This is a genomic window from Lacibacter sp., assembly GCF_035299325.1.
GTDB lineage: Bacteria > Bacteroidota > Bacteroidia > Chitinophagales > Chitinophagaceae > Lacibacter.
The window spans coordinates 82949-97557 of the sequence record NZ_DATGWT010000029.1 but is presented as its reverse complement, the minus strand read 5'-3'; the positions used below and the strand labels follow the sequence as shown (position 1 = coordinate 97557).

17 protein-coding genes and 1 tRNA gene are annotated in these 14609 nt (G+C 40.8%); 14 read left to right on the top strand and 4 right to left on the bottom strand.

All coding sequences use genetic code 11. From position 1 onward, the window contains the following. Positions 1-37 precede the first annotated feature (37 nt). From VK159_RS17455 to atpA, 7 genes are all read left to right on the top strand, one after another. Positions 38-250: a hypothetical protein gene (locus VK159_RS17455; RefSeq protein ID WP_324231451.1), complete on the top strand. Its 213-nt coding sequence runs from the start codon at positions 38-40 to the stop codon at positions 248-250. 11 nt (positions 251-261) lie between these two features. Beyond that, complete coding sequence (locus tag VK159_RS17450; RefSeq protein ID WP_324231450.1) at positions 262-750, top strand: hypothetical protein; 489 nt, start codon at positions 262-264, stop codon at positions 748-750. Positions 751-837: 87 nt separating this feature from the next. Further along, positions 838-1959, top strand: coding sequence for a F0F1 ATP synthase subunit A (atpB, locus tag VK159_RS17445; protein ID WP_324231449.1), 1122 nt, complete (start codon positions 838-840; stop codon positions 1957-1959). Between the two features lie 34 nt (positions 1960-1993). Beyond that, entirely contained in the window at positions 1994-2230 is a 237-nt protein-coding gene (atpE, locus tag VK159_RS17440; protein WP_182803889.1) for an ATP synthase F0 subunit C, read from the top strand. 93 nt (positions 2231-2323) lie between these two features. Continuing rightward, positions 2324-2818, top strand: a complete 495-nt coding sequence (gene atpF / locus VK159_RS17435; protein WP_324231448.1) for a F0F1 ATP synthase subunit B — start codon at positions 2324-2326, stop codon at positions 2816-2818. A 74-nt stretch (positions 2819-2892) separates the two neighbouring features. Next, positions 2893-3456, top strand: a complete 564-nt coding sequence (gene atpH, locus VK159_RS17430) for an ATP synthase F1 subunit delta (protein WP_324231447.1) — start codon at positions 2893-2895, stop codon at positions 3454-3456. 63 nt (positions 3457-3519) lie between these two features. Beyond that, the gene (gene atpA / locus VK159_RS17425; protein WP_324231446.1) at positions 3520-5100 is read left to right on the top strand and encodes a F0F1 ATP synthase subunit alpha; all 1581 of its coding nucleotides are present in this window, start codon (positions 3520-3522) and stop codon (positions 5098-5100) included. Positions 5101-5208: 108 nt separating this feature from the next. Here the strand turns inward: atpA and VK159_RS17420 are convergent, their stop codons facing one another. Further along, on the bottom strand, positions 5209-6579 hold the full coding sequence (locus tag VK159_RS17420) for a vanadium-dependent haloperoxidase (protein ID WP_324231445.1): 1371 nt from the start codon (positions 6577-6579) through the stop codon (positions 5209-5211). Between the two features lie 320 nt (positions 6580-6899). Between VK159_RS17420 and VK159_RS17415 the strand changes: the two genes are divergently transcribed. Together VK159_RS17415 and VK159_RS17410 are read left to right on the top strand one after the other, a co-directional pair. Next, the gene (locus VK159_RS17415) at positions 6900-8039 is read left to right on the top strand and encodes a sensor histidine kinase (protein WP_324231444.1); all 1140 of its coding nucleotides are present in this window, start codon (positions 6900-6902) and stop codon (positions 8037-8039) included. Next, positions 8011-8724 (top strand): LytTR family DNA-binding domain-containing protein, encoded by a 714-nt coding sequence (locus VK159_RS17410; protein WP_324231443.1) that lies wholly within the window; start codon positions 8011-8013, stop codon positions 8722-8724. The genes VK159_RS17415 and VK159_RS17410 overlap by 29 nt, the downstream gene beginning before the upstream one ends. Before the next feature lie 41 nt (positions 8725-8765). On the opposite strand, the gene VK159_RS17405 is transcribed toward VK159_RS17410, so the two are convergent. Continuing rightward, positions 8766-9197 carry a GNAT family N-acetyltransferase gene (locus VK159_RS17405; protein ID WP_324231442.1) on the bottom strand — a complete coding sequence of 144 codons (432 nt, stop codon included), beginning with the start codon at positions 9195-9197 and terminating at the stop codon, positions 8766-8768. A 229-nt stretch (positions 9198-9426) separates the two neighbouring features. Between VK159_RS17405 and VK159_RS17400 the strand changes: the two genes are divergently transcribed. The 5 genes from VK159_RS17400 to VK159_RS17380 all read left to right on the top strand — a co-directional run bounded on the left by VK159_RS17400 (position 9427) and on the right by VK159_RS17380 (position 13424). Continuing rightward, entirely contained in the window at positions 9427-9663 is a 237-nt protein-coding gene (locus VK159_RS17400) for an acyl carrier protein (protein WP_129131635.1), read from the top strand. Positions 9664-9708: 45 nt separating this feature from the next. Further along, the gene (fabF, locus tag VK159_RS17395) at positions 9709-10959 is read left to right on the top strand and encodes a beta-ketoacyl-ACP synthase II (RefSeq protein ID WP_324231441.1); all 1251 of its coding nucleotides are present in this window, start codon (positions 9709-9711) and stop codon (positions 10957-10959) included. A gap of 75 nt (positions 10960-11034) precedes the next feature. After that, on the top strand, positions 11035-11745 hold the full coding sequence (gene rnc / locus VK159_RS17390; protein ID WP_324231440.1) for a ribonuclease III: 711 nt from the start codon (positions 11035-11037) through the stop codon (positions 11743-11745). A gap of 22 nt (positions 11746-11767) precedes the next feature. Further along, positions 11768-12232 carry a hypothetical protein gene (locus tag VK159_RS17385; RefSeq protein ID WP_324231439.1) on the top strand — a complete coding sequence of 155 codons (465 nt, stop codon included), beginning with the start codon at positions 11768-11770 and terminating at the stop codon, positions 12230-12232. 130 nt (positions 12233-12362) lie between these two features. Continuing rightward, on the top strand, positions 12363-13424 hold the full coding sequence (locus tag VK159_RS17380) for a TlpA disulfide reductase family protein (RefSeq protein WP_324231438.1): 1062 nt from the start codon (positions 12363-12365) through the stop codon (positions 13422-13424). 99 nt (positions 13425-13523) lie between these two features. Here VK159_RS17380 and VK159_RS17375 read toward each other — a convergent pair. After that, positions 13524-13610: transfer RNA gene (locus tag VK159_RS17375), tRNA-Ser, on the bottom strand. Between the two features lie 121 nt (positions 13611-13731). Further along, positions 13732-14496 (bottom strand): TatD family hydrolase, encoded by a 765-nt coding sequence (locus VK159_RS17370; RefSeq protein ID WP_324231437.1) that lies wholly within the window; start codon positions 14494-14496, stop codon positions 13732-13734. Between the last annotated feature and the right edge of the window lie 113 nt (positions 14497-14609).

The following is a 14609-nucleotide window of genomic DNA, read 5'->3' as shown; positions in this document are numbered from 1 at the left end:
GTAGGTAAAGCAGGGGATATTTTTTATCTTGCAGACAGTGGAAAAGAAGAAGTACGATACAAATTCTGAACTCTCAATCTTGAATGAAACATTTATTCCCTATTCAAGACAAGAAGAATACGAAACAGCTAAAAGGCGGGAAGCTATTCTTATGACTGATGAGGAAAAATTCACGGTATTTTGCCGCCTCATGCGCATTGGCAAAATGCTTTCCACTGCAAAGATCACTCATAAGAAGCTGGATGAATAAACAATCAGAATATGGATGTTTACAACGACAGTCTCTTGCTTTTCTGGGAATCATTAAATAAAAATCACGTTGCTTATATCATGGTTGGCGGTTTTGCTGTTAACATGCATGGTTATATGCGGGCAACAAAGGATGCTGATATGTGGATCAAGGATTCTCTTCAAAACCGGCAAAATCTTCGAAAGGCTTTCATTGAATTGGGTTATGGGGATTATGAATCCTTAGAGACTATGCAATTCGTGCCAGGTTGGTCAGAGTTTTATATCGGAGACGGAATTGTATTAGATATCATGACAGCTATGAAAGGTCTTGAAGGCTATTCTTTTGACGATTGTTTACAAAAGGCTTCGGTTGCAGATTTGAATGGAATCATGGTACCCTTCCTGCACCTCAACCAATTACTCGCCAACAAAAAGGCAGTATCCCGACCTAAAGACCAACTTGATGTAATTGAACTCGAAAAAATTAAAGAAGAGCGCCGCAAAATGGGCCTCGATTAACCTGAACAACTTTTTTCCTTTTTCGGTTTATCATTTCCCCGTTTTTCACCTGCCGCCCCTTATCTTTGCGCCAAATTTAGGAAACGTATGGCGTTCAAGAGCATCAAATCCTTATTGGTAGCGGTTTTCAGCGTTTTTTTTATGGGAATATCAGCTCCTGTTTTAGCACAGCACGAACCGGCTGAGCATGAACCGGCAGCGCAGGAAGGCGAGCATGCTCCTAAAAAGGAAGGCTTTGATGCCAAAGAAGTGATTTTCGGCCATATCATGGACGGTCATGACTTTCATTTTTTCGATTGGAACGGTCATGCCGTAGGTTTCCCACTCCCCGTTATTATTTATTCGCAGCAAAAAGGTTTGTCGGTGTTCATGTCTTCAAAATTTGAACATGGCCATGCAGAATACAATGGTTACAAGCTTGTAAAACAAGAGATTGGCGAGAAGATCGTATCAAGCGATCCCAACGAACAGTTTTATGATCTGTCGCTCACCCGTAACGTGGTGCAGATGTTGCTGGCATTGATCGTTCTTGTTTGGATACTCATCAGCATTGCAAAAGCATACGGCAAAGGACTTGGCGTAACATCAGCTCCAAAAGGGAAGCAAAACTTTTTTGAACCGATCATTACGTTTGTTCGTGACGAGGTAGCGGTTCCAAACCTTGGCGCAAAATCACCCAAGTATCTTCCTTTCCTCCTAACTGTGTTCTTCTTTATCCTCATCAATAATATTTTCGGATTGGTTCCGGGTTCAGCAAACGTAACAGGTAATATTGCCTTCACAGTTGTGTTGGGTATTATTGCGTTCATCGTTATCCTGTTCAGTTCAAACAGACATTACTGGGGGCACATCTTCAATCCTCCTGGCGTACCATTAGGTGTAAAATTCATATTGGTGCCTGTAGAATTGTTGAGTGCTGTGTTAATTAAGCCAGGCGCATTGATCATACGTCTTTTCGCCAACATGGTGGCGGGTCACATTATCATTATCTGTTTGATCTCCTTGATCTTCGTATTCACAGAAAAATTAGGACAGGGTTTTGGTATTGGATCAACCGTGATCTCAATCCCATTCACCATCTTTATTTATTTCATCGAAATATTGGTTGCTTTCCTGCAAGCCTTCATCTTCACTATGCTTACTGCTGTATTCATCAGCCAGGCAATGGAAGGTGATCATGGTCACGGTGAAGAAGCAGCTCATCATTAATCGTTTTATTTTTCACAATCATAAATTCAAAACAATGGATTTAATTCTTTTAGATGCGGTAGCAAATGCAGGTGGTGCAATAGGTGCAGGTTTAGCAGCTGTAGGTGCCGGTATCGGTATCGGTCAGATTGGTAAAGGTGCATTAGAATCAATTGCCCGTCAGCCAGAAGCTTCTAACGACATCCGTGCAAACATGATCCTTACTGCGGCTCTCGTAGAAGGAGCTGCTCTGTTTGCTATTATCGTAGGCTTCCTTGCAATGGTACTCTAATCATTGCCGCACAAACATTTTACTGCATCCAAAGCACAGGGCGGAGGATGCAGTATTTTAAACTAAAATCGAACGTTTTAAAATATATAAATCATGGGTTTACTTACTCCCGCTTTAGGTTTACTCTTCTGGACGCTGGTTGCTTTCCTTGTTGTGTTTTTCATTCTGAAAAAATACGCATGGCCTGCAATTATCAAAGGTTTGCACGAAAGAGAGCAAGGTATTGCCGAAGCACTGGAAACTGCTGAAAAAGTAAAAGCTGAGATGGCTCAGTTGAAAAACGAGAACGAATCGTTGCTCGCAAAAGCACGTGAAGAAAGAGCCCAGTTATTGAAAGAAGCTCGTGAAACAAGAGATAAAATTGTAAACGAAGCAAAAGAGCAGGCAAAAACAGAAGCCAATAAAATTATGGTGGAAGCAACAGCTGCTATCAACCAACAGAAGATGGCTGCTATCACTGATGTAAAAAATCAGGTGGGTAACCTGGTAATAGAAGTAAGCGAAAAAGTATTGCGTCGTGAACTGGCAAATAAAACAGAACAGGAAGCATACATTGGCAAACTGGCTGAAGAAATTAAATTAAATTAATACAGCAATAAGCTGTTAGTTGTAAGCCGTTAGCTTGCAGCTTGCAGCTAAAGGCTAAAAGCTGAATTTATAACATGCAAAATCCCCGTCTCGCAGGTCGTTATGCAAAGTCTCTGGTTGATCTCGCACAAGAGAGAAATGAACTGGAAGCGGTGTATGCCGATATGAAATATTTGCAGGATGTGTGCAAGAAAAGCAAGGAGTTTACGAATGTATTGCGCAGCCCTGTTATTAATGCTGATACAAAAGAGAAGATCGTGAATGAGATCATTATCAAAAACATCAGTAAGCTTTCTTCTGCATTTGTAAACCTGATCGTGAAGAAAGGGCGTGAAAAAACATTGCCTGAAATTGCCCATGCTGTTATTGATCAGTACAATGCAATAAAAGGTATTCACAAAGTGAAACTCATCACTGTTTCACCTGCTAGCGAAGAGTTGAAAACGGCAATTGCAAATAAGGTGAAAACAGATGCGAAGCTGGCACATGTTGAACTGGAGAATGTGGTGAACGAAGCAATTATTGGCGGCTTTCAACTGGAGTATAATGGCAACCTGGTAGATGCAAGTATTGCACGTGATCTGAGAGACATCCAGAAGCAATTCCAGAAAAATACATATATCAGAAACATCAGATAAAAATTCAATTGTAAACTTTCCTCACAATTCAACAGAGCGTGGGGGCTAAATAAAGCAAGCGTCATGGCAGATATTAAACCGGATGAGATTTCAGCGATACTTCGCCAGCAGTTAAGCAACTTTAACGTTGGTGCTGATTTGGAAGAAGTAGGTACCGTATTACAAGTGGGTGATGGTATTGCCCGTGTATATGGATTGAACAACGTTCGCTACGGTGAACTGGTAGAGTTCGACAATGGTGTTCGTGCCATTGCACTTAACCTTGAAGAAGATAACGTGGGTGTGGTATTGATGGGTGAAGGAAAGGGTATCAAAGAAAGTTCTACAGTTCGTCGTACAGGTCAGATCGCCTCTATCAAAGTTGGTGAAGGTATGAGCGGTCGTGTGATCAACGTATTGGGCGAACCAATTGATGGTAAAGGTCCTCTCACCGGCGAATTATATGAAATGCCATTGGAGCGTAAAGCGCCAGGTGTAATCTTCCGTGAGCCGGTAAAAGAACCACTGCAAACAGGTATCAAAGCCATCGATGCAATGATTCCTATTGGTCGTGGACAGCGTGAGTTGATTATTGGTGACCGTCAGACTGGTAAAACTGCAATTGCAGTTGATACCATCATCAACCAAAAAGAATTCTACGAAGCAGGTAAGCCTGTATACTGTATATATGTAGCGATTGGTCAGAAAGCATCAACTATTGCCGGTGTTATGAAAACATTGGAAGATAACGGTGCCATGAAGTACACAACAATTGTTGCAGCATCTGCAAGTGATCCGGCTCCTCAACAGTTCTATGCTCCTTACGCCGGTGCTGCCATTGGTGAGTTCTTCCGTGATACCGGACGTCCTGCATTGATCATTTATGATGATCTTTCTAAACAGGCCGTAGCTTATCGTGAAGTATCATTGTTGCTGAAACGTCCTCCTGGTCGTGAAGCATATCCTGGTGACGTATTCTATCTCCACAGTCGTTTGCTTGAGCGTGCAGCAAAAGTAATTAACGATGATAGCGTTGCGAAGAACATGAACGATGTACCAGACAGCATCAAACATCTTGTAAAAGGTGGTGGTTCATTAACTGCATTGCCGATCATTGAAACACAAGCTGGTGACGTATCTGCTTACATTCCTACAAACGTGATCTCAATTACTGATGGTCAGATTTTCTTAGAAGGTAACTTGTTCAACGCAGGTATCCGTCCGGCGATCAACGTAGGTATCTCTGTAAGCCGTGTGGGTGGTAACGCTCAGATCAAATCAATGAAGAAAGTTGCAGGTACACTGAAACTTGATCAGGCTCTTTACCGTGAGTTGGAAGCCTTCTCTAAATTTGGTGGTGATATGGATGCTGCTACAAAATCTGTAATTGATAAAGGTGGACGTAACGTGGAAATCCTGAAGCAGGCACAGTACTCTCCATACAAAGTAGAAAATCAAATTGCAATCATCTACTTAGGTACAAATGGTTTACTGAATGCTGTTCCGGTACGTAAGATGAAAGAATTTGAAGAACATTTCTTACATGAAATGGAAACCAAATTACCGGATGTATTGGCTGAATTTAAGAAAGGTGCATTACCTGAAGATGGCATTAAGAAAATGGTGGATATGGCAAACAGCCTGATTCCTCAATACAAAGCTTAAGTATATAGCGAGAAGTGAAATAAGAAAGGGAGTCGAAAGACTCCCTTTTGTTTTATAGGTGTGGCTTTACAATTTTTGTGGCGGAAATGTTTGCCCTCAACAAGCCGGTTAATCTTTCAGGAATTTCAGAGAAGAAATAATGTTATGTGCAACTTTTCTTCCTTGCCAAAATCCTCTCTCAATTGAAATGCGATAGTGAATGCCTCCGTAGAGTCTTGACCAGCCGGCTTCTTCTCCAGCCTCACGGAAAGAGTTGAAAGAGCGTGGAGGTTGTTTGCTTCCTACAGGATTAACGGTTTCATAAATATAAAATGTACTGTCAGTAAAAGAATAGTTGTCGCCAAATATGGCTGTCATTGCTTCTGCATTGGCTGAAGATAATGTAGCATGACCGGCAGGATATTCCGGATGAGGTGCGCCAAGCAGTGCGGTAAATGGTTGGCCAATCACATCATCGTAATTAAATGGTCGTGCTAAAAGATATTTGTATTTATCCTGCCATGTGCTGATGGTTATATCAACATCAATAATTCCACCCAGTGCATAAGCAAGCGCTGCTACATCAAGACTTGCGTGTTGTTTTTGTAACACCTGTCTTAAAATACTTACATAATGGCCGGGGGTACTTGTTCCGGGGAAATCTCTCCACCAGAATGCTTTAAAAAAACCTTGTTCACCGGGATTTGGTTTTGCCTGAATTACTTCAATCGTCATCGCTTCAAGTTCATCATAAGGTGGGGGAGGCAATGCTGCACCATCACCGCTATTCGCCACTATTCTGCGAAGATTTCCGATATAAGGTAAACTATGCACAGGCAACACAGCTGGCGGTGTCCAATAAACACCTCCAATTTTATCAGCAGGCGGTGTATACGGATTATTGATATTCTGGTAGCCATCAGTTTCTGCCCAGTTCAATACGGCTTCGGCAACTGCTTTGCCAAATGCAACAGACCGTTCAATGATGGCCGCATCGGCTTCGTTACTGTATTGTGCAAGCAACGTTGCTTCAAGATCATCCATTGCTGCTTTATTTTCCGCACTCGCTGCAGGAAAAAGCTTTTTATTCATGTAAGCTAATGCAGCGTTGGCGCTTGCAGCCCAATGATAACCTGCACCGGGTTTTGTTTTTGGCAAACCGGTTAACCCGTTCAGTTGCGGGGCAATTGATTGGTAAGCCGGCATACCCGGTACTACTGCTTCATATAAAGCAATACCGCTGTAAGCATAATGGCGTGAGTAAGCCACGTTGCCGATAATGCCCGGATACTTATACATCTGCCATACCTGCATGTTCATCCATTGAATAGCAACATCGGCGGAAAATGTTTTGGTTTGTTTTAAATGGCCCTGGTCGCTGTTTCTAATTGCGATTTCGGATGATGTTTCTTTGCCTGTAACTGAAATTTCTTTCTGGCAGGAATAATGAAGAAATGTTAGTGATGCAAATAAAAGTGCATAGAGAATGTTCTTTTTCATAATGAAGTGTTTTGTAATTGATGATGTATAGTTTGATGATGATTATTATTTCGGTTGCTGATATTCTGTTCTGCATTTATTTACAAAGGCTCAATTCCTTTTTACGGCATGCTTGTGTAAACAAGATAGACTGCTACTTTTTTGCAACAGACATGCAATCGCTGAACGAACTTATTTGCGGAAATACAACAGGAGGGTGTGCACCAAAGGTTTTTGGCGACGAAAAATGTTGTTTGTCGGAAATACTGGCATTTAGTCTATTTCATCTTTCCGTATTGAAATGATCCTGCGTAATTGTTTAACTTGTGTAAGACAAGAAAATGAACTCCTTCCTCTATAACGAATTTATTTTTTCTTCCCGCTATCGTATATGGCGGCACTTACTTTATTGGACATTTCATGTTGCAGTATGGGCTGCCTTTTGGATGGTGATGGGCGTACCCCTTTCATATGGCCGGCAACTGCTCAATATGGTCATGTGGGTACCAGCGTTTATTATATTTGGTTATCCATTGGTGTATGGTGCTATTCCGCATCTTTTATTAAAAGGAAGAGTGTGGCAATTCTTTCTGTTTGTATTACTATGGGGAGTGGTAGGCCTTTATATTGATGCGGGTTACAGAAGTTATGTGTTAATTCCGGCGCAGGAAGCAATGGGGTTAGATAACATTTTGCCGAGAGGACCACTTGCTTTTTGCTATTTGTGTATGACCACTTCAGCAGCAAGCCCTATGATCATTAAATTCTTTAAACTGTGGACAATCAAACAACGAGAATGGATACAAGCGCAGCAGGAAAAAACAACTGCTGAGCTTCAGTTGTTGAAGGCGCAGGTGCACCCGCATTTTTTATTTAATACACTTAATAACATTTATTCTTTTTCACTCGATAACTCACCTAAAACACCCGGCCTTATTTTAAAACTTTCATCATTGCTGAGTTATATGCTTTACGATTGTAAAACAGATGAAGTGCGACTTGAAAAAGAAATCGATATCATGAAAAATTATATCGATCTGGAGCGGGAAAGGTATGGTAACAAAATTGAAATATCGTGGTGTGTAGAAGGGGAAATCAAAGACAAATTGATTGCGCCATTGTTGTTACTTCCGTTCCTTGAAAATGCATTTAAACATGGCGTGTCAGAACAAATAGAAAAACCGTGGCTTGGTGTTGACATATCGGTACAACACGGAACGCTTCGTTGTAAAATTGCCAATAGCAAAAATGAATATGTTCCCGAAAGTGATAAAGGCATTGGTATCGACAATGTGAAGCAGCGTCTTGCATTTATCTATCCCGGCAAACACGAATTAAAAATAAATGATGAAGGAAGTTTTTTTGTGGTATCGTTGATGTTGGTTTTGGCTGATGAACTTCCTGCTGCCAGTTTTACATCTGCTTCCATGTTCATCCCACAAACCACACAGCATGAAACTTCGCTGCCTGCTTATAGATGATGAACCGCCGGCATTAAAAGTGTTGTCGACCTACATTGCTGCCATTAACGGCCTTGAGATTGTGGGCCAGTGCAGAAATGCAATTGAAGCGTTGAGTATTCTGCAACAAAAAGCTGTTGATGTTATATTCCTCGATATAAAAATGCCACGCATACTTGGCACAGAGTTTCTGAAAAATCTTTCACATCCTCCCAAGGTGATCTTTGTTACGGCCTACAGGGAGTATGCTGTTGATGGGTTTGAATTAGATGCAGTTGATTACCTGGTGAAACCAGTTTCATTTGAACGTTTTTTTAAAGCGATTACTAAACTGAATCGAATGATGGGACATGAAACTTCAGCTGTAGCAACTGCGGAAACAAACAGTTCAGCTGCTTTTGTGTACCTGAAAGTTGATAAGGATATGAAGAAGGTTTTTGTAAATGAGATCGACTATCTCGAAAGCTGGAAAGATTATGTCATGGTTTTTCTGAGCGATGGCAAACACTTTCTTGTAAAGCAATCGATCTCTGCCATGGAAAACTTATTATCAGAACATAAGTTTATGCGTGTGCATCGTTCTTACATGGTATCGCTGAGTAAAATAGCCGGCTACAATGGATTGTCGGTTCAGTTGGCACAAAAAGAAATTCCTATCGGCAGGTTATATAAACAAACTGTAATGGAACGTTTACAACCCAAATAAATAAAGGGAAAAATTCTTGGGATTCAGGAGATCATTTCTTTTCACCGCAACTTCTTCACCATCTTAAAATGAGGAATCGTTAACTGTATAAACTCATCGCCTTCAATTTTATAACCCTGCTTTTCGAAAAAATGGCAGGTTGTTTTTCTGGAATGCATCATCATGGTCTTATACCCACGGTCACGTGCAATGTTTTCAGCAAAATTCATGAGTGAAGCACCAATGCCTTTCCCCTGCAGATTATTTTCTACGGCCATCTGTCGCAAACGTACAGTGGCATTATCTATATGTGTAAGAAAGCAGCAGCCCAGCATTTTCTCTTCTTCAAAGGCTGCAATCAGAATGTCGTTTTTTTCTTTCTCCAGTTCTTCCGGCGTAAAGTTCAATCCAAGCGGTTTGCGTAGTATTTCATACCGCAGGTTGATCATTTGCCGATGCTCAGCCGTTCCAAAGTCAATTTGTTTAAGCGCCATAAGTAAGTTTAAGCAGGATGAACAAGTTACATTTTTTTATGTAAAAACAAACAGTTGTAACTTAACGGAAGAGGAGCTTCATGAAAGCCTGGTAACAGTGCTTTTTGATACGGTCATGAAAATCGTCCGAAACATCCTGAAAATGAAGCGTTTCAGACAATTTTACAGGAACGCTTGCTAATTGCTTAAAAACTCTATTTTTGCAACCTGTAACCAAATTATTACGACAATGTCAGACATCGCAGCAAGAGTAAAAAAAATCATCGTTGACAAGTTAGGTGTTGAAGAGTCAGAAGTGAATCCTGAAGCTTCTTTTACCAATGATCTGGGAGCTGATTCGTTAGACACAGTTGAACTGATCATGGAATTTGAAAAGGAGTTCAACATCTCTATCCCCGATGAGCAAGCTGAAACCATCACAACTGTTGGTCAGGCAGTAACTTATTTAGAAGAACACGCTAAGTAATTCACCACTGTATATTCAGTGTAATTAATCTTTCCCAGGCAACTTATGGAGCTCAAACGAGTAGTAGTTACCGGAATTGGTGCCCTTACACCATTGGGCAAAACTCTCGATGAATATTGGGATGGTTTGACCAATGGTGTATCCGGTGCTGATTTCATCAAGCAATTTGATTGTTCGAAGTTCAAAACACGTTTTGCCTGCGAGGTGAAAGATTTTGATCCCACAACTTATCTTGATAGAAAAGAAGCAAGGAAGATCGACCGCTTTACGCAGTTTGCACTGGTTGTAAGTGATCAGGCAGTACAAGATGCGGGCATCAACAAAGACAATGTTGATGTAGACAGAGTAGGTGTGATCTTTGCCAGCGGTATTGGCGGCCTCATTACTTTCCAGGAAGAGGTTGTCAACTTTGCCAATGGTGATGGAACTCCCCGTTTCAATCCCTTTTTCATTCCTAAGATGATCCTGGATATTGCAGCCGGACAAATTTCAATGCGTCATGGTTTCCGTGGTCCAAACTTCGCTGTTGTATCAGCTTGTGCTTCTTCAACCAACGCCATCATTGATGCTTATGATAATATCCGTTTAGGTAAAGCAGATATTGTTTTAACCGGCGGAAGTGAAGCGGTTGTAAGTGCAGCAGGTGTTGGCGGATTTAATGCGATGAAAGCATTGAGTGAACGAAACGATGATCCCAAAACAGCCAGCCGTCCGTTTGATAAGGATCGTGATGGTTTTGTAATGGGCGAAGGTGCGGGTATGCTTGTGCTTGAAAGTCTTGAGCATGCATTGAAGCGTGGTGCAAAAATTTACTGCGAAATTGCAGGTGGTGGTGCAACTGCCGATGCGCATCATATTACAGCTCCTCACCCCGAGGGACTTGGTGCAAAAAATGTAATGAGTGCTGCATTGAGAGATGCAGGGTTGCAGGCGTCTGATATCGATTATATTAACGTACACGGCACCTCTACACCTCTTGGTGATATTGCTGAAACAAAAGCGATCATGAGTGTATTTGGTGAGCATGCATACAATCTCAACATCAGCTCAACCAAATCAATGACAGGTCACTGTTTGGGTGCCGCAGGTGCTTTAGAAGCCATTGCATGTGTAATGAGTGTGGTGCATGATATTGTGCCTCCAACCATTAATCACTTTACAGATGATCCTGAACTTGATCCTAAACTGAACTTCACGTTTAACAAAGCACAGAAACGTACAGTACGTGCTGCTTTAAGTAACACGTTTGGCTTTGGTGGACATAATGCTTCAGTGATTGTAAAGAAATATTCCTGAATTCCTTTAGATTTGTCAGAACATACATCTGCCGTAAAGCAATTTGTTTTTGGGTGAATGATGTAATAAACCTGTATGGTGCGGAACTTCGTCCGACAAATATTACCCGCTAAGAATAAGTTTGAGAGTAACCTGCGTAATATACTCGGGTATAGTCCGGGCGACCTTAAACTTTACAAAACTGCACTCAGCCATCGTTCCGTTAAAGAAGGTAGTGATCAAAACAATGAACGGCTTGAGTTTTTAGGCGACGCAGTATTGAGTGCTGTTGTGGCTGATTATCTTTTCAAAAAATATCCCTACAAAGGCGAAGGTTTTTTAACCGAGATGCGCAGCAAAATGGTAAACCGTGCAACGCTCAATGATATTGCTGTGCGGATGGGACTGAAAAAAGTAACACTTTACAACAAGGGCGACAACTCACTTAAGATCTCACAGATATTCGGCAATACACTTGAAGCATTACTGGGTGCTATTTATCTCGATCTGGGTTATAAGAAAACACACCGCTGGATCGTAAAGAATGTGATTGTTCCCTATTTGTTCATGGAAGATCTTGAAGCGCTTGAGATCAATCATAAAAACAAACTCTACGGCTGGGCCAATAAAAACGGGAAGGCGCTTGATTTTGAAACATTGGATGAACGATTAGAAAACGGCCGACGTTTATTTACGATTGGTGCAGTGGTTGATGGTGAAGTGATCGCTGAGGGCAAAGCATTCAATAAAAAAGATGCCAGCCAGATAGCCGCTCAATCGGCTGTAGAAAAACTGGGTATCATCTGATTCGGTCTTATTCTTTCTGCATATGACACCGCTATTTAAAAAACTCAACTACAAAACGCAGGGTACAATTGTATCCGTTAATCATCCTGATAGTTTTTTGCCGGAGCTTAAAACTATGAGTGATGAAGCAACTATTAGTGATACTCTCAGCAAAGCAAAACAAATTGATTTTGTAATCGTGTTTGCTACGAAACAGAAGGAAGTTGATAAAGCTGCTGAGCAAATTGCAAAGAAAGCCGCAGACGATGCTGTAATCTGGTTCTGTTATCCAAAAGGAACTTCAAAAAAATATACCTGCGAGTTTAATCGTGATACCGGTTGGGCCAAACTTGGTGAGCTTGGTTATGAACCTGTTCGTGCTGTTGCCATTGATGAAGACTGGAGTGCACTACGTTTTCGTAAGGCCGAAAAAATTAAAACCATGACACGCTCTTTTGCCATGACTGAAGTTGGTAAGAAAAAAGTGGCAGCAGCGAAGAAGAAATAAAGAGTTCTTTGCCACCTTGTTATATCCAGATTTTTTGGGCGACCCAATTTGTCGAGTTATTCAACAGCTGTTCAATTCAAGAAATTATCTATTTTGGATGACGATCTGAATTTTATTTAAGATGGTAATTATGAAAAACATTGCTATGAAAAAATATTTCTTAATTTGTTTAATCGCTGTCATAACCACTTCGCTTCCAGCGCAAATTAATTTTACTGTTACGGGAAAAATTATAGCTGACACTACAAATGAGATTTTTGTTTCTTATGATGGTCAGAAATCAATTGTTCAGATTTTAAAGAATGGCTCATTTTCGTTTTCAGGAAAAGCAAAAAATCCATGTATTGCAACTATAGTCTTTGGAAAAGATGAAGAAGAACAACAACTATGGTTGGATAGCGGCAGAATGGAAATTACTGTTGAAAAAGTAGTTGAACAAGGTATTTCTTCAAAGCAGCTATTTGAGATAACATCAGTAAAAGGACCAGAAACTTCAGAGAGTTATTTTAAGATCAATAAGTTGAGAAGAGAGCTTTATACAAAAGTCGATTACATTGGCGATCCTGCTGTGAGAAACGATTCTGTTTACAAACGCATTTTTTCAATGGTTGATCATTTTGTAACAAAGTATCCCTGCTCAAACCTCTCAATTGATTTTATCAGACTCTTTGGGCTGAACTTTAAAGAGAAGGAGATGCTCTTCAATAAACTTGATACAAGCTGCAACACGAATAATATTGAATTTTTATCAACTGAGATTGAAAGAGAAAAGATTTTAGCTCCCGGGAACATGATTAACGATTTTTCAATGGCAAAGCCCGATGGAGCTGTTTTTCATCTTAATCAATTACAATCGAATTATGTATTATTGGAATTTTGGTCAAGTTGGTGTGCACCTTGCCGGACAATGCGGCCAGGATTAAGCGGTTTGTATAAAAAGTATCATGAAAAAGGGTTAGAAATTGTTGGCATCTCTCTAGACGAAAACAAAGTTGACTGGATTAAAGCAATTGAAAAAGACAATGTACCATGGGTTGAGATTTCTGATTTAAAGGGTTTCAAGAGCACTCTTGCTTTTAAATATAAAATAAACGCAATCCCGTATTGGATTTTAATAGATAAGAATCGGAAAATAATTCAAACTGGGTTTTGGACAGTGCCCGAACAAACTCTTCAAAAGCTTATGCCATAAATAAAATTGAAGAGGATTACATGCGATATATAATTTGAGTGGGCGCTGCAAAAAAATGCTGCAATATGTATTTGCAGCATTTTTTTTATAAATCTAAAGCAGAGAGGAAGGGATTCGAACCCTCGATGCAGTTTCCCGCATACACACTTTCCAGGCGTGCTCCTTCAACCACTCGGACACCTCTCTGAATATTTTTGATCTAAACCAGTTACATATCATTTACACACTTTCTCCCGACTACGTCGGGACTCCTTCAACCACTCGCACACGTCTCCTTTAGAGGGCAGCAAAAATACAGTTATAAGATTCAGCTACCGAATAATTTTTGAGCGTTGCTTGTTGTTTGCGCTGCAATTTCCTCAACCGGAATATTCATGGCTTCTGCGATCTTATTAACAACATACTTCAAATAGGAGGGTTCATTGCGCTTACCTCTGAATGGAACAGGGGTGAGGTAGGGTGCATCAGTTTCCAATACGAGATATTCTAAAGGGATTGATGTCAGCACTTCAGCCAATCCTGATTTCTTATAAGTTAATACACCACCAATGCCCATCAGGAAACCCAGATCCATAATTTGCTTTGCTTCATCCACAGTTCCACCAAAGCAATGAAAAATACCCCGCAGGGTTCCATTCTGATTTTCCTTAACGATGTCAATACAATCCTGCATTGAATCCCGGCTGTGGATCACAATGGGCAGGTTCAGCTCCTGTGCCCAGTTGATCTGTTTACGAAAGGCTTCTTTTTGTTCAGCTACAAATGTTTTATCCCAATAATAATCCAACCCGATTTCACCCACGGCTGCAAAAGGCCGTTTTCGCAACCATTCTTCCACCAGTTTCAGTTCATTGGCCACATTTTCTTTAACGGAGCAGGGGTGGAGCCCCATCATGGCAACGCAGTCGGGATGTTTTTCCTCCAGTTTTAACAGGTCATCGATAGAGCTGCTGTCAACATTGGGAAGGTAGAAACGGGTGACCCCTTCTGCCTTGCCCCGATCTAGAACATCTTCAATATCTACCTGAAAATCTTCGAGATAGAGGTGGGTATGTGTATCAATGATTTCCATAAACCGCAAAAATAAGCTGTTCCGGCTAGGTACTCAACCCGGTTATTTCCCGTTTATCTATACTGAGTACCTTTAATTATTTTTAACGCTCTTTAAACCAACTGACAGGTGGT

Bases quoted from the DNA above. Each gene is read 5' to 3' on its own strand.
- VK159_RS17450 (WP_324231450.1), top strand. From the start codon at position 262: ATGGATGTTTACAACGACAGTCTCTTGCTTTTCTGGGAATCATTAAAT.
- atpB (WP_324231449.1), top strand. From the start codon at position 838: ATGGCGTTCAAGAGCATCAAATCCTTATTGGTAGCGGTTTTCAGCGTT.
- atpE (WP_182803889.1), top strand. From the start codon at position 1,994: ATGGATTTAATTCTTTTAGATGCGGTAGCAAATGCAGGTGGTGCAATA.
- atpF (WP_324231448.1), top strand. From the start codon at position 2,324: ATGGGTTTACTTACTCCCGCTTTAGGTTTACTCTTCTGGACGCTGGTT.
- atpH (WP_324231447.1), top strand. From the start codon at position 2,893: ATGCAAAATCCCCGTCTCGCAGGTCGTTATGCAAAGTCTCTGGTTGAT.
- atpA (WP_324231446.1), top strand. From the start codon at position 3,520: ATGGCAGATATTAAACCGGATGAGATTTCAGCGATACTTCGCCAGCAG.
- VK159_RS17420 (WP_324231445.1), bottom strand. From the start codon at position 6,579: ATGAAAAAGAACATTCTCTATGCACTTTTATTTGCATCACTAACATTT.
- VK159_RS17415 (WP_324231444.1), top strand. From the start codon at position 6,900: ATGAACTCCTTCCTCTATAACGAATTTATTTTTTCTTCCCGCTATCGT.
- VK159_RS17410 (WP_324231443.1), top strand. From the start codon at position 8,011: ATGAAACTTCGCTGCCTGCTTATAGATGATGAACCGCCGGCATTAAAA.
- VK159_RS17405 (WP_324231442.1), bottom strand. From the start codon at position 9,197: ATGGCGCTTAAACAAATTGACTTTGGAACGGCTGAGCATCGGCAAATG.
- VK159_RS17400 (WP_129131635.1), top strand. From the start codon at position 9,427: ATGTCAGACATCGCAGCAAGAGTAAAAAAAATCATCGTTGACAAGTTA.
- fabF (WP_324231441.1), top strand. From the start codon at position 9,709: ATGGAGCTCAAACGAGTAGTAGTTACCGGAATTGGTGCCCTTACACCA.
- rnc (WP_324231440.1), top strand. From the start codon at position 11,035: ATGGTGCGGAACTTCGTCCGACAAATATTACCCGCTAAGAATAAGTTT.
- VK159_RS17385 (WP_324231439.1), top strand. From the start codon at position 11,768: ATGACACCGCTATTTAAAAAACTCAACTACAAAACGCAGGGTACAATT.
- VK159_RS17380 (WP_324231438.1), top strand. From the start codon at position 12,363: ATGAAAAACATTGCTATGAAAAAATATTTCTTAATTTGTTTAATCGCT.
- VK159_RS17370 (WP_324231437.1), bottom strand. From the start codon at position 14,496: ATGGAAATCATTGATACACATACCCACCTCTATCTCGAAGATTTTCAG.